The organism is Variovorax sp. GW821-FHT10C12 (assembly GCF_059415405.1).
This window is the reverse complement of record NZ_JBWKNE010000003.1, coordinates 546,906-563,888: the sequence shown is the minus strand read 5'-3', so window position 1 is coordinate 563,888 and position 16,983 is coordinate 546,906. Positions and strand designations below refer to the sequence as shown.

The following is a 16,983-nucleotide window of genomic DNA, read 5'->3' as shown; positions in this document are numbered from 1 at the left end:
TCAGAGAACGCAAAGCTGTTGCCAGCCCTGCCATTGGGCGCCGGGCGCCAGCACGACGGGTTCGTCGATGCGGGCCGCCTCGACGCAGAGCATGTGGCGAAAGCCCTCTGCGGGCATGTCCGCGAGTGTCGCACCGAGCGCGGCACCGGGGTTCCAGACCACGGTTTCGGTACAGGTTTCGCTCTGGGTGATTTCGAGCGTGCCGTCGGGCTGCACCAGCCGCAGCGGCTGCGCCGGGGCGGTGTAGACGCTGTCGAACTCGGCCTCGAACTGCAGCGCGGCGGCGGTTTCGGTCTGACGCACGTCGCGCACCGCGTCCCAGCGGGCGGCGCCCTGCAGGCCTTCGAGGCGCACCGCGGCGATGTCGTCCACGCGCAGGTACGTGTGCAGCGCGGCCGAGAACGGCCAGGGCGCGTCGCCGGTGTTGGTCAGGGTGAGCGCGGTGCGCAGCCGGCCGGCGGCGAGCGTGGCGTCCATCCGCGCTTCGAAGGCATGCGGCCAGAGCCGGCGGGTGGCGTCGTTGTCGCGCAGCACCAGCCGCAGCGTGTCGGGCGCGCCCGAATCCTCGCGAATCCAAGGCAGATTGCGCATGAAGCCATGCTTGGGGAGCATGCCGCGCTGGTTGAACTGGGGGCAGCACAGGGGAATGCCGCCACGGATGGCGGTTTGGCCGTCAAAAACGGCCTTCGGACTCAGATACAGTCGCTCCCCACCGCGGGCCGGGGCCCAGGAAAGCACCTGGGCGCCATGCAGCGCCACCGTCAGCGTGCTGCCATCGGCCGCCACGGCGTGCAACGCCGGCTGGCCTCGAAACTCGATCGAGCGGATATCCATGTGAGGAATTGTAGGCAGCCGCCGCATCCTGGCAGCGGGCCATTGCGTGCATCCGCCTTTCTTGGATACCCTGTGCCGGGTCGGTCCCGTGCACTCGAAAAGAACCACTCTCACACGACAAAGGGGATACGCATGAAGAAAAAGCTGCCCATGGCCGCCTGGATCCTGATCGCCATGGTGCTCGGCATCATCGTCGGTTACATGATCTTCACCAGCTTTCCCGACAAGAAGGCCGCCAAGGAGATCGCGGACTACGTCTCCATCGTCTCCGACGTCTTCCTGCGCCTGATCAAGATGCTGATCGGCCCGCTGGTGTTCTCCACGCTGGTGGTGGGCATCGCGCACATGGGCGACGCCAAGTCGGTGGGCCGCGTGTTCGGCAAGGCCATCGGCTGGTTCCTCACGGCCTCGCTGATCTCGCTGGTGATCGGCCTGGTGATGGCCAACCTGCTCAAGCCCGGCGAGAACCTGGGCCTGCCGCTGCCCGATATCGGCGCCTCGGCCAACCTGGCGACCAACAAGTTCACCTTCAAGGACTTCGTGAGCCACACGGTGCCCAAGTCGTTCGTGGAGGCGATGGCCAACAACGAGATCCTGCAGATCGTGGTGTTCTCGATGTTCTTCGGCGTGGCCCTGGCCTCGCTCGGCGACAAGGCCAAGACGCTGGTGGCCGCCATCGAGGAGCTGTCGCACGCCATGCTCAAGATCACGGGCTACGTCATGAAGCTCGCGCCGCTGGCGGTGCTGGCCGCCATGGCCGCCACCGTGGCCGTGAATGGCCTCGGCATCCTCATCAAGTTCGCCGTGTTCATGCGCGACTTCTACCTGGGCCTGTTCGTGCTGTGGGGCGTGCTGATCATGGCCGGCCTGCTGTTCCTGGGGCCGCGCGTGTTCAAGCTGCTGGTGCTCATCAAGGAGGCGTTCCTGCTCTCGTTCGCCACCGCAAGCTCTGAAGCCGCGTATCCGAAGATCCTGCAGGCGCTCGACCGTTTCGGCGTGAAGCGCAAGATCTCCAGCTTCGTGATGCCGATGGGCTACTCGTTCAACCTCGACGGCTCGATGATGTACTGCACCTTTGCCGTGCTGTTCATCGCGCAGGCCTACGACATCCACATGCCGATCAGCACGCAGATCACCATGCTGCTGATCCTGATGCTCACCTCCAAGGGCATGGCCGGCGTGCCGCGCGCCTCGCTGGTGGTGATCGCCGCCACGCTGAACCACTTCGACATTCCCGAGGCCGGCCTGCTGCTGATCCTGGGCGTGGACACCTTCCTGGACATGGGCCGCTCGGCCACCAACGCGGTGGGCAACTCCATCGCCACGGCCGTGGTCGCCAAGTGGGAGGGCGAGCTGTTGTCCGAGAGCGATGCCGAGGCCAACGCCAAGGCGCTCGACGAGGAAGCCGCCGCCACCCTCGCCCACCCGGCGCACGCGTGAGGCGCCACGCCATGACGCGCATCGCCACGCTGCCCTCCGCCGTCGCCGCATGGCTGCTGGCGGGCGTGGCCCTGGCCTTGCCGGCCGGCCCCGCGCAGGCGCAGGAGCTCCTCACCGGCACGCTGGCCAAGGTGCGCGAGAGCGGCACCATCGCCATCGGCCACCGCGAAGCCTCGGTGCCTTTCTCCTACCTCAATGCACGCAAGGAACCGATCGGCTATTCCATCGAGCTGTGCCGCGCGCTCGTCACGGCCATCGAGGACACGGTCAACAAGAGCCTCACGATCAAGTGGGTGCCCGTCACCTCCGACTCGCGCATCGACGCGGTCGTGAGCGGCCAGGTCGACCTCGAGTGCGGCTCCACCACCAGCAACCTCGAGCGCCAGAAACGCGTGGCCTTCTCGCCGACGATGTTCGTCTCGGGCACCAAGGTGCTGGTGAAGAAGGGCGCGCCGATCCAGTCGTTCCGCGACCTGGCCGGCAAGAAGGTAGCGGTGACGGCCGGCACCACCAACGAGAAGACGCTGCGCGACCTGTCGCAGAAGTTCAAGCTGAACATCGAACTGAAGGTGGCGCGCGACCATGCCGAGTCGTTCGCGCTCGTGAAAGAAGGCCAGGCCGACGCCTTCGCCACCGACGACGTGCTGCTCTACGGCCTGATCGCCCGCGACGCCGCCAAGGCGCAGTACGAGGTGGTGGGCGACTTCCTCTCCTACGACCCGTACGCGGTCATGTACCGCAAGGGCGACCCGCAGCTGAACAAGGTGGTGGTCGACACCTTCCAGGTGCTGGCGGAAGACGGCGAGATCCACCGGCAGTACAAGCGCTGGTTCATGCGCAAGCTGCCCTCGGGGGAAAGCCTCAACCTGCCGATGAGCGCGCAGCTGGAAACGATCATCCAGACGATGGCGGTGAAGGCCGAGTAGGCCCGCCCGCCCTTCTCTACCGCGCCGGCCACTCCCAGCGCGGAATCTCGCTCATGTCGAGGTTCGCGATGCGGGTCTCGCCGAAGCGCTTTTCGAGCACCACCGGCTGCAGGCCTTCGCTGTCGTCCAGGGCGGCGATCAGGCGCGCCGCGTGCGACACCACGATCACCTGCGACGACCGCGCGGCCTGCGCGATGAGGCGGCCCAGCGCGGGCAGCAGGTCGGGGTGCAGGCTGGTCTCGGGCTCGTTGAGCACCAGCAGCGCGGGCGGACGGGGCGTCAGCAGCGCCGCGATCCACAGCAGGTAGCGCAGGGTGCCATCCGACAGTTCGGCGGCCGTCAGGGGCCGCAGCAGGCCGTGCTGGTGCATCAGCGTCTCGAAGCGGTCGCCGTTCGCCTGCACCTCGATGCGGGCGCCCGGGAAGGCGTCATCCACGGCGCTGTCGAGCGCCTCGCCGTCGCCGATCTCGCGAATGGTCTGCAGGGCGGCGGCCAGGTCGGCACCGTCGTTGGCGAGCACGGGCGTGTAGGTGCCCAGTTGCGGCTGACGCGCCGGGGCGTCGGCATCGGAGCGGAAGTGGTCGTAGAAGCGCCAGGAGCGCATCTGCTCGCGCAGCGTGAGCATCTCGGGCGCGTCGCGCGGGTCGGCGTGCTCGGTCATCATGCTGGCGAAGGCCGGGATCGGCCGGCCGACGGCCTGCCAGCCCTTGCCGTCGCGCAGGCGCAGCGCGGCGCTCTTGCGGTCGACCAGGTGCGTGGAAGGGCGCAGCAGCGGGCCGCTCCAGATCGCCTCGTGCTTGATCTGCGGGTCGTGCGAGAAGGCCGAGGACGGGATCGGCGGCGGCAGGCCGATGTCGATGGCGTAGCCGAAATCGTCGGCCTCGGCGCCGGCAAAGCCCAGCTTCAGCGCCACCGGCTCGCTGCGCGTGGTGCCCTGCACCGGCTGCTCGCCGCGCAGCATGGCCGCCGAAAAGCGCTCGGGCCCGGCCCACAGCGTGGAAGACAGCCCGCCCTCGCGCACCAGCGAGCGGATCACGCCGCCGTTGGCGATGTCGGCCAGCAGGCGCATCGCGCGGTACACGCTCGACTTGCCGCTGCCGTTGGCGCCGGTGACCACCGTGAGGCGACCCAGCGGCACCGTCAGCTGGCGCAGCGAGCGGTAGTTGGCAATGGCGAGCGCGGAGAGCACGCGCTGCTGGGGAAAAGCGTCAGGCGCCGGCCAGCGCGTCCGCGCGCGCCTGGGCGGCGGCGAAGTCGAGGTCGCCCGAGTAGATGGCACGGCCGCAGATCACGCCCTCGACGCCTTCGGACTCGACCGCGCAGAGCTGGTCGATGTCGGCCATGTTCGACAGGCCGCCCGAGGCGATCACCGGAATGGTCAGCGCCTGCGCGAGCTTGACGGTGGCGTCGATGTTGATGCCCGAGAGCATGCCGTCGCGGCCGATGTCGGTGTAGATGATCGATTCGACGCCGTAGTCCTCGAACTTCTTGCCCAGGTCGGCCACCTCGTGGCCCGTGAGCTTGCTCCAGCCGTCGGTGGCGACCTTGCCGTCCTTGGCGTCCAGGCCCACGATGATGTGGCCGCCGAAGGCGCTGCAGGCGTCCTTCAGGAAGCCGGGGTTCTTGACCGCGGCGGTGCCGATGATCACGTAGCGCAGGCCGTCGTCGATGTAGCGCTCGATGGTGTCGAGGTCGCGGATGCCGCCGCCGAGCTGCACGGGGATGTCCTCGCCGACTTCCTTCAGGATCGCCTTGATCGCTGCGTGGTTCTGCGGCTTGCCGGCGAAGGCGCCATTCAGGTCGACCAGATGCAGCCGGCGCGCGCCGGCCTGGACCCATTTGCGGGCCATGGCGGCGGGGTCTTCGCTGAAGACCGTGGATTGGTCCATGTCGCCCTGCTTGAGGCGAACGCAGTGGCCGTCTTTGAGATCAATGGCGGGAATGAGGAGCATGGAAGTGACGCGAGTGTGCGAAAGCCGGGCTGCGAACGGTGCGGCCCGGGCGGGAATATAAGGTCAGGGGTTCCAATGGAGGAAGTTGCGATACAGCTGCAGCCCATGGTCCGCACTCTTCTCCGGGTGGAACTGGGTGGCAAAAATGTTATCGCGTGCGATGGCCGCGGTAAAGCATGCCCCGTAATCGGCCTCGCCCACGCTGTGCCGGGCATCCGCCGGGCACGCGTAGAAGCTGTGCACGAAATAGAAGTAGCTCTGGTCGGGAATGCCCGCCCACACCGCGTGCGGCTGGGCCTGGCGCACCTGGTTCCAGCCCATCTGCGGCACCTTGAAGCGGCTGCCGTCGGGCTGCAGGCGGCCCGCCAGGTCGAACTTGACGACCTCGCCGGGAATGAGCCCCAGGCCGTCGGTCGGGCCCTCGTCGCTGCGCGACAGCAGCATCTGCATGCCCACGCACACTCCGAAGAGCGGCTTGCTGGCCGCCGCCTCGAGCACCGACTCGAGCAGGCCCGAGTCGCGCAGTTCGCGCATGCAGTCGGGCATGGCGCCTTGCCCCGGCAGCACCACGCGGGTGGCCTTTCGCACCACGTCCGGGTCGGAGGTGACGAACACCTCCACGCCCACCTGGTCGGCCGCATGGCGCACGGCCTGCGACACGGAGTGCAGGTTGCCCATGCCGTAGTCGACGACCGCGACGGAATTCTTTGCTACAGATTTCATAGCTGTTCGCCGGGGAGTTTCAGAGCGAACCTTTGGTTGAGGGAATGACGCCCACGGAGCGCGGATCGAGCTCCAGCGCGCCGCGCATGGCGCGCGCGAAGGCCTTGAACACGGTCTCGCACTGGTGGTGCGCGTTCACGCCCTTCAGGTTGTCGATGTGCAGCGTGACGAAGGCGTGGTTCACGAAGCCCTGGAAGAACTCGTAGGTGAGCTGGCTGTCGAAGGTGCCGATCATGCCGCTGGTGAAGGGCACGTGCATCACGAGGCCGGGGCGGCCCGAGAAGTCGATGACGACGCGGCTCAGCGCCTCGTCGAGCGGCACGTAGGCATGGCCGTAGCGGCGGATGCCCTTCTTGTCGCCGATGGCCTTGGCCACGGCCTGGCCGAGCGTGATGCCCACGTCTTCCACCGTGTGGTGGCCGTCGATGTGCAGGTCGCCCTCGCAGTCGATGTCCAGGTCGATCAGCCCGTGGCGGGCGATCTGGTCGAGCATGTGATCGAAAAAGCCGATGCCCGTGGAGAGCTTGGCCTTGCCGGTGCCGTCGAGGTTGACGCTGACCGTGATCTTCGTCTCGGCGGTGTGGCGGGTGACCGTCGCGATGCGATCGGTGCTGCCCGGGGTCGTGGGGGTGGTCATAGTGAGGCTTCGAGCGCCGCCAGCATCTGCGTGTTCTCGTCGGCCGTTCCGACGGTGAGGCGCAGGCAGTTGGCGAGCAGTTCATGCATTTTAGAAACGTTCTTCACCAGCACCCCGCGGGCCTTCATGCCCTCGAAGGTACGGGTGGCATCGGGCACGCGCAGCAGGATCATGTTGGCGTCGCTGGGCCAGGTCTTCACGCCCGGCAGCCGGGCCAGCGCGGCCATGAGCTGGTCGCGCCCCTCGCGGATCTGGCCCGCCTGGGCTTCGAACACGGCCGCGTGCTCCAGCGCGAACAGCGCGGCCTCGCAGTTGAGCACGCTGATGTTGTACGGCGGGCGCACCTTGTCGATCTCGGCGACCAGCGCGGCGGGGCCCATGAGGTAGCCCAGGCGGACACCGGCCAGGCCGAACTTGCTCAGGGTGCGCATCAGCAGCACGTGGCGGTGGTTCGCGAGCCGGTCGATGTAGCTGCGGGCGGCAAAGGGCTGGTAGGCCTCGTCGATCACCACCAGGCCGCTCTGCGCGCCCTGGGCCTGCACGATCTTCTCGATGACGGCGTCGTCCCAGAGGTTGGCGGTCGGGTTGTTCGGGTAGGCGAGGTAGACGATGGCGGGCTTCTCGCGCGCGATGGCGGCCAGCATGGCGGCCTCGTCGAGTTCGAAATCGGCCGTCAGCGGCACGCCCACGAAGCGCAGGCCCTGCAGCTGGGCGCTCATCGCGTACATGACGAAGCCGGGCACGGGCGCCAGCACGGCGGCGCCGGGCTGGTCGCAGGCGATGCCGAGCAGCGAGATCAGTTCGTCCGAGCCGTTGCCCAGCATCAGCCCGAAGCCTTCGGGCAGGCCCGCATGGGCGGCCAGCGCGCGCTGCAGGTCGGCGCCGCGGTCGCCGGGGTAGCGGTTGAGTGCGAGCGCACCCAGGCGCGCGCCCAGTTCGGCCTGCAGCGCGGGCGGCAGGCCGTAGGGGTTCTCCATCGCGTCGAGCTTGAGGAAGCCGCGCGCGTCCTGCACCGCGTAGGCGTGCATGGCGCGCACGTCGGCGCGGATGCGGTCGAGCGGCAGGCGGTTGTCGGAGGCAGAAGAATCGGAAACGGTCATCGGGTGCAGCGGTAGCTGTTGCGGAGGGCGCCGGCCATGACCAGTTGCACGGGCATGTCGGCTTCGTAGCTGTCGGCGTTGCGGCTCAGCTCGGTCTGGTAGAGCGAGCGGGCCATCGAGGGTTCGAGGCGGCGGCCCTCGATGCAGAACGGCGGCACCTGGCCGTTGCGCTGCGACGATTCGACGCCCTCGCGCAGGCCTTCGAGCACGCCGACGAGGTAGTAGCTGGCGTAGGCCTTGCCGTCCTTCTCGTTGGCTTCGAGCGTGCGCAGCTCGCGAATGCTCATGGCCTGCGCGCCGACGCCGATCGCACCGGCCGCCAGGGCGAGCAGCAGCGCCGGCAGGCGCGGCAACAGCAGGACGGCGGCGCGTTGCATGGCCTCGCCGGCTTACTTGCGGTAGCGCGGCGGCGGCGCGTACGCGCCGTCGGCCGGGAAGGCGCTGGGCTGCGACGGCGAAGCGTCGCGGCGGGTGCGGCGCGGGGCGTTCGGCTCTTCGAGTTCGAACAGCGCGGCGCCGATCACGCCGATGTTGCGCACATCACCGGCCTCGGTGTTCGCGGCGTAGGCACGGCCCGGCGTGGCGAAACGGAAGGCGGCCACTTCGCTCTGGCTCTTGCGGAAGCCTTCGATGTTCAGGGTCTGCTGCGGGCGCAGCACGTAGCCGCCGTTGCGCAGGCTGCCGGGCTTGCCGTTGAGCACGTCCAGGCCGTCGACGGTGGCGATCACCTCGTAGCTGCGGTCGCTCAGGTTGCGAAAGCGCAGCGTGTAGCGCGCGCCTTCGACGCCGGCGAGGCGGAACATGTCATTGCCGCTTCGGCGTGCGCGCTGCAACGGCAGCGGGCGGTCGTTCTCGTCGAGCACCGACCATTCGATGTCGCCCTGGGCCAGCTGCAGGTTCAGCCGGCGCTCGGGGTTGCTGCCCGTATCGCGGCGCACGCTGGCCGCGTCGTTGTAGCCGATCGAGGCCACGTCGTCGGGCTGGTCGGACAGGCGCTTGGCAGCCACCGTGCGGGTCTTCGACTCGATGCCCTCGCCCCATTGCGTGCCGAGCTGGGCCGGCGCCGGTGCGGGCTTTGCAGCACTGGACGTGGCCGCCATCGCCGTGGTCTCGGCGCGGTTCTGCGGCATCTGGGTGCAGGCGGCCAGCAAGGCGGCACCGGCAACGAGGCCGGTGGCGAAGCGGAAAAATCGCGAACGATAGAGGCGTTGAATCATCTGGCGTGCTCCTCCCTGAAGCGGGGTTGTTGGAGCCTCAGATCTTACGCAGGCGCATGCGCGCGGCTTCGGCGTGGGCCTGCAGGCCCTCGCCTTCGGCCAGCGTGACCGCGATCGGGCCCAGCACCTGCGCGCCGGCCTCGCTCACCTCGATGAGGCTGGAGCGCTTCTGGAAGTCGTACACGCCCAGCGGGCTCGAGAAACGCGCCGTGCCGCTGGTCGGCAGCACGTGGTTCGGGCCGGCGCAGTAGTCGCCCAGGCTCTCGCTGGTGAAGTTGCCCAGGAAGATCGCGCCGGCGTGGCGCAGCAGCGGTTCCCAGCGGTGCGGCTCGCTGCTGCTGACTTCCAAGTGTTCGGGGGCGATGCGGTTGCTGATCTCGCAGGCCTCTTCCATGCTCTTCGTGTGGATCAGCGCGCCGCGGCCGTTGAGCGAGGCGGCGATGATCTCGGCGCGCGGCATGGTCGGCAGCAGGCGGTCGATCTCGGCCTGCACGCGGTCGATGTAGGCGGCGTCGGGGCACAGCAGGATGCTTTGCGCCAGCTCGTCGTGCTCGGCCTGGCTGAACAGGTCCATGGCCACCCAGTCGGGCGGCGTGGAGCCGTCAGCCAGCACCAGGATTTCGCTCGGGCCCGCGATCATGTCGATGCCCACGGTGCCGAACACGCGGCGCTTGGCGGCAGCCACGTAGGCGTTGCCGGGGCCGGTGATCTTGTCGCAGGCCGGGATGGTGGCCGTGCCGTAGGCCAGCGCGGCCACGGCCTGCGCACCGCCGACGGTGAAGCCGCGCGTCACGCCGGCCACGTAGGCGGCGGCGAGCACGAGCTGGTTCTTCTCGCCCTTCGGCGTGGGCACGACCATGATGATCTCGCCCACACCGGCGACGTGCGCGGGAATGGCGTTCATCAGCACGCTCGACGGGTACGCGGCCTTGCCGCCCGGCACGTAGATGCCGACGCGGTCGAGTGGCGTGACCTTCTGGCCGAGCAGCGTGCCGTCGGCGTCGCGGTAGCTCCAGCTTTCGCCCGAGGCCTTCTTCTGCGCCTCGTGGTAGCTGCGCACGCGGCGTGCGGCGGCCTCGAGCGCGTCGCGCTGCGCGGCGGGCAGCGCCTCGAAGGCGGCCTTCAGTTCAGCCTGCGTCAGCTCCAGCTCGGGCAGCGTCTTCGCATCGAGCTTGTCGAAGCGGTTCGTGTATTCCAGCACCGCCTCGTCGCCGCGCTTTTGCACGTCGGCCAGGATGTCGGCCACCACCTTCTCGATCGCCGCATCCGCGTCCGCGGACCAATGCAGCCGCGCCTTGAATTCAGCATCGAAGCTGGCTGAGTTCGTGGACAGTCGGGCGGGGGCTGCTTGCAGAGTCATGGGCTTGAGGTTCAGGCGGAGGGAATGGCGGACGCGAAGGCGTCGATGATGCGGCGGATGGGTTCGCGCTTGAGCTTGAGCGCGGCCTGGTTGACGACCAGCCGGGCGCTGATGTCCATGATGCGCTCCACCTCGACGAGGTGGTTGGCCTTGAGCGTGTTGCCGGTCGAGACCAGGTCGACGATGGCGTCGGCCAGGCCCGTGAGCGGCGCCAGCTCCATGCTGCCGTAGAGCTTGATCAGGTCGACGTGCACGCCCTTGCTGGCGAAGAAGTCGCGCGCCAGGCCCACGTACTTGGTGGCCACGCGCAGGCGCGAGCCCTGCTTCACGGCCGAGGCGTAGTCGTAGTCGGCGCGCACGGCCACGCTGAGGCGGCAGGCGGCAATGCGCAGGTCCAGCGGCTGATACAGGCCCTGGTTGCCGTGCTCGAGCAGCACGTCCAGGCCGGTCACGCCCAGGTCGGCGCCGCCGTACTGCACGTAGGTGGGCACGTCGGACGCGCGCACCAGCACCACGCGCACGTCAGGGCGGGTGGTGTCGAGGATGAGCTTGCGCGATTTCTCGGGGTCTTCGGTGACCTCGATGCCGGCGGCGGCCAGCAGGGGCATCGTCTCTTCGAAGATGCGGCCTTTGGATAAAGCAAGCGTGATCATTGGGATGCCTTCAAGCGGGAAACACCGCGGAACCGGCTTTGCCGGGCCGCTGGTGTTGCCCCCTGCAAGGGGGTTGGCGAAGCGACACGAAGTGCGCGAAGACTGGGGGTGTGCGTCATGCGATGCGTTCAATGTCGGCACCGAGGCCGCGCAGTTTCGATTCCATTCGGTCGTAACCCCGGTCGAGGTGGTAGATGCGGTCGACCAGCGTCTCGCCCTCGGCCACGAGGCCGGCAATGACGAGGCTGGCGGAAGCGCGCAGGTCGGTGGCCATCACGGTGGCGCCCGAGAGCTGCTGCACGCCCTCGACCATCGCGACCTTGCCTTCGACGTGGATGCGCGCGCCCAGGCGCACCATCTCGTTCACGTGCATGAAGCGGTTCTCGAAGATGGTCTCGGTGACCATCGAGGCGCCGCGCGCGATCACGTTCAGGGCCATGAACTGGGCCTGCATGTCGGTCGGGAAGCCGGGGTATTCGGTGGTGCTGAAGCTCTGCGCCTTCAGGTGGTCGTACGCGGGGCCCAGCGAGCCGATGCGGATGCCGTCGGGTTCGGTCACGACGGTGCAGCCGGCGTCGCGCAGCTTGTCGATCACGGCGTCGAGGTGGTCGCCGCGCGCGTGGCGCAGGAAGGCCTCGCCGCCCGTGGCCGCCACGGCGCACAGGAAGGTGCCGGCCTCGATGCGGTCGGCCACCACGGCATGCTCGCAGCCGTGCAGCTTCTCGACGCCCTGGATGCGGATGTGGCTGGTGCCGTGGCCTTCGATCTTCGCGCCCATGCGGATCAGCATCTCGGCCAGGTCGATGATCTCGGGCTCCTGCGCGGCGTTCTCGAGCAGCGTCTCGCCCTCGGCCAGCGCGGCGGCCATGAGGAAGTTCTCGGTGCCGGTGACGGTGACCATGTCGGTCAGGATGCGCGCGCCCTTCAGCCGCGTGCGGCCCTCGGGCAGGCGCGCGACCATGTAGCCGTGCTCGACCACGATCTCGGCGCCCATCGCCTGCAGGCCCTTGATGTGCTGATCGACCGGCCGCGAGCCGATGGCGCAGCCGCCGGGCAGCGAGACCTTGGCATGGCCGAAGCGCGCCAGCAGCGGGCCCAGCGCCAGCACCGAGGCGCGCATGGTCTTCACCAGTTCGTAGGGGGCCTCGGGGTTGCCGAGCTCGCCGGCGTTCAGGCGCACGGTGCCGTTGTCGTCGGCCTCGGCCGTCACGCCCATGTTGCGCACCAGCTTGAGCATGGTCGACACGTCCTGCAGGCGCGGCACGTTGTGCAGCACCACGGGCTGGTCGGTCAGCAGCGCCGCGCACAGCTCGGGCAGCGCGGCGTTCTTGGCGCCGGAAATGAGCACTTCGCCGCGAAGCTCACGCCCGCCGCGAATCAGAAGTTTGTCCATGAAGGATCCAGCGAAATCAGGAGGCCCGCAGGGGCCGGAAAGTCATTTGTCCACGGCGGCCCATTCGGCCGGCGTGTAGGTCTTCATCGAGAGTGCATGCACCTCGTCGGTGTGCATTTTCGCACCGAGGGTGGCGTAGACCCGCTGGTGGCGCTGGATGGCGCGCTTGCCCTCGAATTCGGCCGAGACGATGGTCGCGTACCAATGTCGGCCGTCGCCCTCGAGCGTGATGTGCTCGCACGGCAGATGGGCAGCGATGATGGCTTGGAGTTCGTCAGCGGTCATGGGGTCTTGGAAGGCGGGATCAGCCGCGGATTTTGTAGCCGATGCGCAGGAGGTGAACGGCAATCGCGCTCACCACCAGCCAAGCGGAACCGACGATGCCGAAGCTCAGCCAGGGCGAAGCGTCGCTCACCCCGAAGAAGCCGTAGCGGAAGCCGTCGATCATGTAGAAGAAGGGGTTCAGGTGGCTCACGCTCTGCCAGAACGGCGGCAGCGAGCCGATCGAATAGAACACGCCCGACAGGAAGGTCATGGGCATGATCAGGAAGTTCTGGAACACGGCCATCTGGTCGAACTTCTCGGCCCAGAGCCCGGCGATGAGGCCCAGCGTGCCCAGCATGGCCGAGCCCAGCAGCGCGAACACCAGGATCCACACCGGCGCCACGAAGCTCGGCACGGCGAAGAAGAGGGTCACGGCGAACACGCCCACGCCCACCGCCAGCCCGCGGATCACCGAGGAGCCCACGTAGGCGAAGAACCAGCCCCAGTGCGACAGCGGCGTGAGCAGCACGAACACGAGGTTGCCCATGATCTTGCTCTGGATGATCGAGGACGAGCTGTTCGCGAACGCGTTCTGCAGCACGCTCATCATCACGAGGCCGGGGATCAGGAAGGCGGTGTAGCCCACGGAGCCGTAGACCGTCACGCGGCCTTCGAGCACATGCCCGAACACCATGAGGTACAGCAGCGCGGTGAGCACCGGCGCGCCGACGGTCTGGAAACCGACCTTCCAGAAGCGCAGCGTTTCCTTGTACAGAAGCGCGCGCCACCCAGTCACGGCCATCATCGCGACACCTCCAGCGGCGTCTGCTCGCCCGCCATCAGGTCGATGAACACGTCTTCCAGGTCGGCCTTGCGCATTTCCACGTCTTCCACCGCGACGCCGGCTTCGCGGATCGCGGCCAGCAGTTGTTCGACTTCATGCGCGTTCTGCGCCGGCAGCTGCACGATGCGCCCGGTGATGCGCGCATGCTGGGCGATGGCCCAGGGCAGCATGGCATCGGTCTTGAAGCGCAGCACGTTGCTCGCGGCCGACTTCAGCAGCTCGCTGGTGCGGTCCAGGGCGATCACCTTGCCGAGCTTGAGCATCGCGATGCGGCTGCACAGGGCCTCGGCCTCTTCGAGGTAATGGGTGGTGAGCAGCACGGTGCTGCCCTGCTTGTTGAGCTTGGCGACGAACTGCCAGAGCGTCTGGCGCAATTCGACGTCGACACCGGCCGTGGGCTCGTCGAGCACGATGACCGGTGGCTTGTGCACCAGCGCCTGCGCCACCAGCACCCGGCGCTTCATGCCGCCCGAGAGCTGGCGCATGTTGGCGGTGGCCTTGTCGGCCAGGCCCAGGCTCTGCAGCAACTCGTCGATCCAGGCTTCGTTGTTCTTGATGCCGAAGTAGCCCGACTGGATGCGCAGCGACTCGCGCACGTTGAAGAAGGGGTCGAACACCAGCTCCTGCGGCACGATGCCGAGCTGGCGCCGGGCTTCGGCGTAGTCGCGCTGCACGTCGAAGCCGTGCACGCTGATCGCGCCCGCCGTGGGCCGCGACAGGCCCGCCAGCATGCTGATCAGGGTGGTCTTGCCCGCGCCGTTGGGGCCGAGCAGGCCGAAGAACTCGCCCGGCTCGATCTGGAAGGAAACCTCGTCGACCGCACGCAGCCCCTGCTTGCCTTGGGCGCGTTGCTGACGGGAGGGAGGGTAGGTCTTGGAGACCGACTGGAATGAGATCGCGGGCATGGGAGCCCGCGATTTTACGGGCGATGGGTTTTTCGGCGCTGTTCAGGGGTGAACGCGGGGAGCCGGCCGCGCTAGGCATCGGCCCGGAGTTCACCCACAATCCCGCCGGTGCCGATTCTGCGCACCGCAACCGCCCATCGCGAGGAACGCCCATGAAGTGTTTGACCCGCAGCCCCCTCCCAACCGTTGCCGCCCTGCTCCTGGCGATGGTGCTGTCCGCTTGCGGGGGAGGAGGAGGTGGTGGTGGCGGCGGAGGTGGCGGTATCGGCCTTGGCCTCGGCGGCGGTGCTGGCGCTGGCGCAGGGGGTGGCACCGCTCCACCTTGCGCCTCATCTGCAGGTTCGGCCCAACTGCCGGCCCGCGATGCACTCATTGCGCGCGCCAAGTGCCTGGAGCTGGACACGCCCTACGTGCCACCACCCGGCGATGTGCTGGAGCACAACACTTCCGGCTATGCCAAGGCCATGTGCTCGGCGGTCTTCATCACCGGACTCGATCCTGCAGTCGCCGCCGAAACCATCGGGTACTTCACGGGGCCGTACGAACAGCGCAAGAAGGTGGGTGCGCCGGTGGTCGACCGCGCCAAGAAGGAGGTCCGCATCACGATGCCCAACGGCGGCCCGACGCTGGTGGCCCGCCACTTCGGATCGCAGGGTTGCATCACGCTGCCGCCCGGCAAGGACGACGTTTTCTTCACACCCGTCAATGTCAAGAGCGCGCTGGCCGACCCCACGACCGTGCCCTGGCCCATGGGGGATGTGCTGCCGAACGACCCGCCGCCCGCCGACGTCGACATGGCCAAGGTGAACCAGGCCCTCGGCGCCGCCTTCGAAACCACGGAGGCCTACACCGCCGCCTTCGTGGTCACGCACAAGGGGCGGCTCATCGGCGAGCGCTACATGAGCGACATCAGCGCGACAACGCCGCTCGAATCATGGTCGATGGGCAAGAGCGTCGTGGCCACGATGATGGGCGTGCTGATCAAGCAGGGTGTGTACAAGCTCGACCAGCCCGCGCCGATTCCCGAATGGCAAGGTGCCGGCGACGGCCGGCAGCAGATCCGTATTGCCGACATCCTGCGCATGTCCAGCGGGCTGCGCATCAAGGCCCCGGACGATCCGGACTTCGATCCCAACGGCACCTACCCCGATCACATCTACTACTACACGGGCCGGATCAACGCATTCAACTACGCCGCGACCCGACCGCAACAATGGCCGCCCAATACGGTGGGCCGCTACCGCAACACCGATCCGGTGCTTGCCAACTACCTGGTCCGCCTTGGAGTCGAGAAGCGCGGCGAAGAGTACCTCTCGTTCCCGCAGCGTGCCATCTTCGACAAGATCGGCATCCGCTCCATGGTGATCGAGACCGATCCCTACGGCAACTTCCTCACGCAAGGCTACGACTTCATGTCGGCCCGCGATTGGGCCCGGCTGGCCAATCTCTACCTGCAGGACGGCGTGTGGAACGGGGAGCGCATTCTTCCCGAGGGGTTCGTCAACTTCGTGAGCACGGCCGCACCGGCCTGGGCCGCAGACCAGCGCCCCATCTACGGGGGATTCTTCTGGATCAATGGAACGGGGGCACTGGCGGCACCGACGACGGCCTACTACATGCTCGGTGCAGGGGGCCAGTTCGTGCTCGTGATTCCGTCGCACGATCTTGTGGTCGTGCGCATCGGCCACTCCAAGGGGGAGCGATTCGCGACCCCGACCCTGAACAAGGCACTCGCGCTGCTGACCGCAGCAGTGCCACGCACGCGCTAGGGTGTCAGGGCGCGGCGGGCAAGAGGCCCGCGATGCCGTACAGCGCGGCCAGCTCGCGCAGGCGCGGCGACAGGCCCTTGACCGAGAACCCCCGGCCCAGCGCGCTCGATTCGCGCCGGCACTCAAGCAGCACCGCCAGCGCGGAGGAATCGAACTGAGCCAGCGCCGTGGCGTCGACCACAGTGGAGGTCGAGTCGGTCTGGCCCTTGAGCCCCTGCTGCAGCATGCGCATGCAGGCAGGAGCCTCGTCGTGGGTGAGTCGGGAGGGAAGGACCAGCATGGCGTGCGCCCGTCAGCCCTTGCCGTTGCCCTTGTTGCGCGCGGCCAGCGCGGCAATCAGGCCATCGATGCCGCTCTTGTTGATTTCCTGCGCAAACTGGGTGCGGTAGGTATCGACCAGCCACACGCCCAGCACGTTCAGGTTGTAGACCTTCCAGCCGGCGCCCTGGCCCGGGGTCTTTTCGAGGCGGTAGTCCAGCTGCACCGGATCGCCGCGGCCCTTGACCTCGGTGCGCACGAGCACGTCGGTGTCGGTGGGCGCGCCGCGGAACGGACGGATGGTGACGGTCTGGTCGCTCACCTGGTCGAGCGCGCCCGCGTAGGTGCGCACCAGCAGGGTCTTGAACTCGTCCTGCAGGCGCTTTTGCTGCTCGGGCGTGGCCTGGCGCCAGGCCGGGCCGACGGCCGAGGCGGTCATGCGCTGGAAGTTGACGTTGGGCATGATCTTGCTGTCGACCAGCAGCATGATCTTGTTGATGTCACCGGCCTTGATCGACGAATCGGCCTTGATGGTCTCGAGCACGTCGGTCGACAGGCGCTTGACGAGTGCGTCGGGAGCTTCATCCGCCGCGTATGCGGGCTGGTGCACGAAGGCGGTGGCGGCGCCGAACAGCAGCGCGCCGGCCAATGCCAGTCGGCCCAGGTCGCGTCGTTGCAGCAAGATCTTGTTGTTCATGGTGAGTCCCT

The 16,983-nt window shown here is 67.9% G+C and carries 19 protein-coding genes; 3 read left to right on the top strand and 16 right to left on the bottom strand.

Annotated elements, in window-relative coordinates; translation table 11 throughout:
* The gene (locus AC07OH_RS19100) at window positions 1-834 is read right to left on the bottom strand and encodes a D-hexose-6-phosphate mutarotase (RefSeq protein WP_495301749.1); all 834 of its coding nucleotides are present in this window, start codon (window positions 832-834) and stop codon (window positions 1-3) included.
* 132 nt (window positions 835-966) lie between these two features.
* On the opposite strand from AC07OH_RS19100, the gene AC07OH_RS19095 reads away from it, so the two are divergent.
* Window positions 967-2,274, top strand: a complete 1,308-nt coding sequence (locus AC07OH_RS19095; RefSeq protein ID WP_495301748.1) for a dicarboxylate/amino acid:cation symporter — start codon at window positions 967-969, stop codon at window positions 2,272-2,274.
* Window positions 2,275-2,285: 11 nt separating this feature from the next.
* Window positions 2,286-3,200, top strand: a complete 915-nt coding sequence (locus AC07OH_RS19090) for an amino acid ABC transporter substrate-binding protein (RefSeq protein WP_495301747.1) — start codon at window positions 2,286-2,288, stop codon at window positions 3,198-3,200.
* 16 nt (window positions 3,201-3,216) lie between these two features.
* Here AC07OH_RS19090 and AC07OH_RS19085 read toward each other — a convergent pair whose 3' ends face one another.
* The 13 genes from AC07OH_RS19085 to AC07OH_RS19025 all read right to left on the bottom strand — a co-directional run bounded on the left by AC07OH_RS19085 (window position 3,217) and on the right by AC07OH_RS19025 (window position 14,248).
* Window positions 3,217-4,389, bottom strand: coding sequence for an AAA family ATPase (locus tag AC07OH_RS19085; RefSeq protein ID WP_495301746.1), 1,173 nt, complete (start codon window positions 4,387-4,389; stop codon window positions 3,217-3,219).
* Window positions 4,390-4,408: 19 nt separating this feature from the next.
* The gene (hisA, locus tag AC07OH_RS19080; protein WP_489058963.1) at window positions 4,409-5,152 is read right to left on the bottom strand and encodes a 1-(5-phosphoribosyl)-5-[(5-phosphoribosylamino)methylideneamino]imidazole-4-carboxamide isomerase; all 744 of its coding nucleotides are present in this window, start codon (window positions 5,150-5,152) and stop codon (window positions 4,409-4,411) included.
* Window positions 5,153-5,215: 63 nt separating this feature from the next.
* Complete coding sequence (gene hisH / locus AC07OH_RS19075; RefSeq protein WP_307695396.1) at window positions 5,216-5,875, bottom strand: imidazole glycerol phosphate synthase subunit HisH; 660 nt, start codon at window positions 5,873-5,875, stop codon at window positions 5,216-5,218.
* A gap of 19 nt (window positions 5,876-5,894) precedes the next feature.
* Complete coding sequence (hisB, locus tag AC07OH_RS19070) at window positions 5,895-6,512, bottom strand: imidazoleglycerol-phosphate dehydratase HisB (RefSeq protein WP_062471688.1); 618 nt, start codon at window positions 6,510-6,512, stop codon at window positions 5,895-5,897.
* On the bottom strand, window positions 6,509-7,612 hold the full coding sequence (gene hisC / locus AC07OH_RS19065; protein WP_495301745.1) for a histidinol-phosphate transaminase: 1,104 nt from the start codon (window positions 7,610-7,612) through the stop codon (window positions 6,509-6,511). The genes hisB and hisC overlap by 4 nt, the downstream gene beginning before the upstream one ends.
* On the bottom strand, window positions 7,609-7,989 hold the full coding sequence (locus AC07OH_RS19060) for a hypothetical protein (RefSeq protein ID WP_095743766.1): 381 nt from the start codon (window positions 7,987-7,989) through the stop codon (window positions 7,609-7,611). The genes hisC and AC07OH_RS19060 overlap by 4 nt, the downstream gene beginning before the upstream one ends.
* 12 nt (window positions 7,990-8,001) lie before the next feature.
* Complete coding sequence (locus AC07OH_RS19055) at window positions 8,002-8,829, bottom strand: hypothetical protein (RefSeq protein WP_495262617.1); 828 nt, start codon at window positions 8,827-8,829, stop codon at window positions 8,002-8,004.
* Between the two features lie 37 nt (window positions 8,830-8,866).
* Window positions 8,867-10,189, bottom strand: a complete 1,323-nt coding sequence (hisD, locus tag AC07OH_RS19050; protein WP_495301744.1) for a histidinol dehydrogenase — start codon at window positions 10,187-10,189, stop codon at window positions 8,867-8,869.
* A gap of 11 nt (window positions 10,190-10,200) precedes the next feature.
* On the bottom strand, window positions 10,201-10,842 hold the full coding sequence (hisG, locus tag AC07OH_RS19045; RefSeq protein WP_062471702.1) for an ATP phosphoribosyltransferase: 642 nt from the start codon (window positions 10,840-10,842) through the stop codon (window positions 10,201-10,203).
* 115 nt (window positions 10,843-10,957) lie between these two features.
* Window positions 10,958-12,235: a UDP-N-acetylglucosamine 1-carboxyvinyltransferase gene (gene murA, locus AC07OH_RS19040; RefSeq protein ID WP_495301743.1), complete on the bottom strand. Its 1,278-nt coding sequence runs from the start codon at window positions 12,233-12,235 to the stop codon at window positions 10,958-10,960.
* Between the two features lie 42 nt (window positions 12,236-12,277).
* On the bottom strand, window positions 12,278-12,520 hold the full coding sequence (locus tag AC07OH_RS19035; RefSeq protein ID WP_062471708.1) for a BolA family protein: 243 nt from the start codon (window positions 12,518-12,520) through the stop codon (window positions 12,278-12,280).
* A gap of 19 nt (window positions 12,521-12,539) precedes the next feature.
* The gene (locus AC07OH_RS19030) at window positions 12,540-13,295 is read right to left on the bottom strand and encodes an ABC transporter permease (RefSeq protein WP_489059448.1); all 756 of its coding nucleotides are present in this window, start codon (window positions 13,293-13,295) and stop codon (window positions 12,540-12,542) included.
* Between the two features lie 5 nt (window positions 13,296-13,300).
* Entirely contained in the window at window positions 13,301-14,248 is a 948-nt protein-coding gene (locus AC07OH_RS19025) for an ABC transporter ATP-binding protein (RefSeq protein ID WP_070059934.1), read from the bottom strand.
* Between the two features lie 152 nt (window positions 14,249-14,400).
* Between AC07OH_RS19025 and AC07OH_RS19020 the strand changes: the two genes are divergently transcribed.
* On the top strand, window positions 14,401-16,017 hold the full coding sequence (locus AC07OH_RS19020; RefSeq protein ID WP_495301742.1) for a serine hydrolase domain-containing protein: 1,617 nt from the start codon (window positions 14,401-14,403) through the stop codon (window positions 16,015-16,017).
* Window positions 16,018-16,021: 4 nt separating this feature from the next.
* On the opposite strand, the gene AC07OH_RS19015 is transcribed toward AC07OH_RS19020, so the two are convergent.
* Window positions 16,022-16,297 (bottom strand): STAS domain-containing protein, encoded by a 276-nt coding sequence (locus AC07OH_RS19015; protein ID WP_119554261.1) that lies wholly within the window; start codon window positions 16,295-16,297, stop codon window positions 16,022-16,024.
* 12 nt (window positions 16,298-16,309) lie between these two features.
* Window positions 16,310-16,972, bottom strand: a complete 663-nt coding sequence (locus tag AC07OH_RS19010) for an MlaC/ttg2D family ABC transporter substrate-binding protein (protein ID WP_354347910.1) — start codon at window positions 16,970-16,972, stop codon at window positions 16,310-16,312.
* Between the last annotated feature and the right edge of the window lie 11 nt (window positions 16,973-16,983).

Coding starts and splice junctions, on each gene's coding strand:
- AC07OH_RS19100 (WP_495301749.1), bottom strand. CDS start 834: ATGGATATCCGCTCGATCGAGTTTCGAGGCCAGCCGGCGTTGCACGCC.
- AC07OH_RS19095 (WP_495301748.1), top strand. CDS start 967: ATGAAGAAAAAGCTGCCCATGGCCGCCTGGATCCTGATCGCCATGGTG.
- AC07OH_RS19090 (WP_495301747.1), top strand. CDS start 2,286: ATGACGCGCATCGCCACGCTGCCCTCCGCCGTCGCCGCATGGCTGCTG.
- hisA (WP_489058963.1), bottom strand. CDS start 5,152: ATGCTCCTCATTCCCGCCATTGATCTCAAAGACGGCCACTGCGTTCGC.
- hisH (WP_307695396.1), bottom strand. CDS start 5,875: ATGAAATCTGTAGCAAAGAATTCCGTCGCGGTCGTCGACTACGGCATG.
- hisB (WP_062471688.1), bottom strand. CDS start 6,512: ATGACCACCCCCACGACCCCGGGCAGCACCGATCGCATCGCGACGGTC.
- hisC (WP_495301745.1), bottom strand. CDS start 7,612: ATGACCGTTTCCGATTCTTCTGCCTCCGACAACCGCCTGCCGCTCGAC.
- AC07OH_RS19060 (WP_095743766.1), bottom strand. CDS start 7,989: ATGCAACGCGCCGCCGTCCTGCTGTTGCCGCGCCTGCCGGCGCTGCTG.
- AC07OH_RS19055 (WP_495262617.1), bottom strand. CDS start 8,829: ATGATTCAACGCCTCTATCGTTCGCGATTTTTCCGCTTCGCCACCGGC.
- hisD (WP_495301744.1), bottom strand. CDS start 10,189: ATGACTCTGCAAGCAGCCCCCGCCCGACTGTCCACGAACTCAGCCAGC.
- hisG (WP_062471702.1), bottom strand. CDS start 10,842: ATGATCACGCTTGCTTTATCCAAAGGCCGCATCTTCGAAGAGACGATG.
- murA (WP_495301743.1), bottom strand. CDS start 12,235: ATGGACAAACTTCTGATTCGCGGCGGGCGTGAGCTTCGCGGCGAAGTG.
- AC07OH_RS19035 (WP_062471708.1), bottom strand. CDS start 12,520: ATGACCGCTGACGAACTCCAAGCCATCATCGCTGCCCATCTGCCGTGC.
- AC07OH_RS19025 (WP_070059934.1), bottom strand. CDS start 14,248: ATGCCCGCGATCTCATTCCAGTCGGTCTCCAAGACCTACCCTCCCTCC.
- AC07OH_RS19020 (WP_495301742.1), top strand. CDS start 14,401: ATGAAGTGTTTGACCCGCAGCCCCCTCCCAACCGTTGCCGCCCTGCTC.
- AC07OH_RS19015 (WP_119554261.1), bottom strand. CDS start 16,297: ATGCTGGTCCTTCCCTCCCGACTCACCCACGACGAGGCTCCTGCCTGC.
- AC07OH_RS19010 (WP_354347910.1), bottom strand. CDS start 16,972: ATGAACAACAAGATCTTGCTGCAACGACGCGACCTGGGCCGACTGGCA.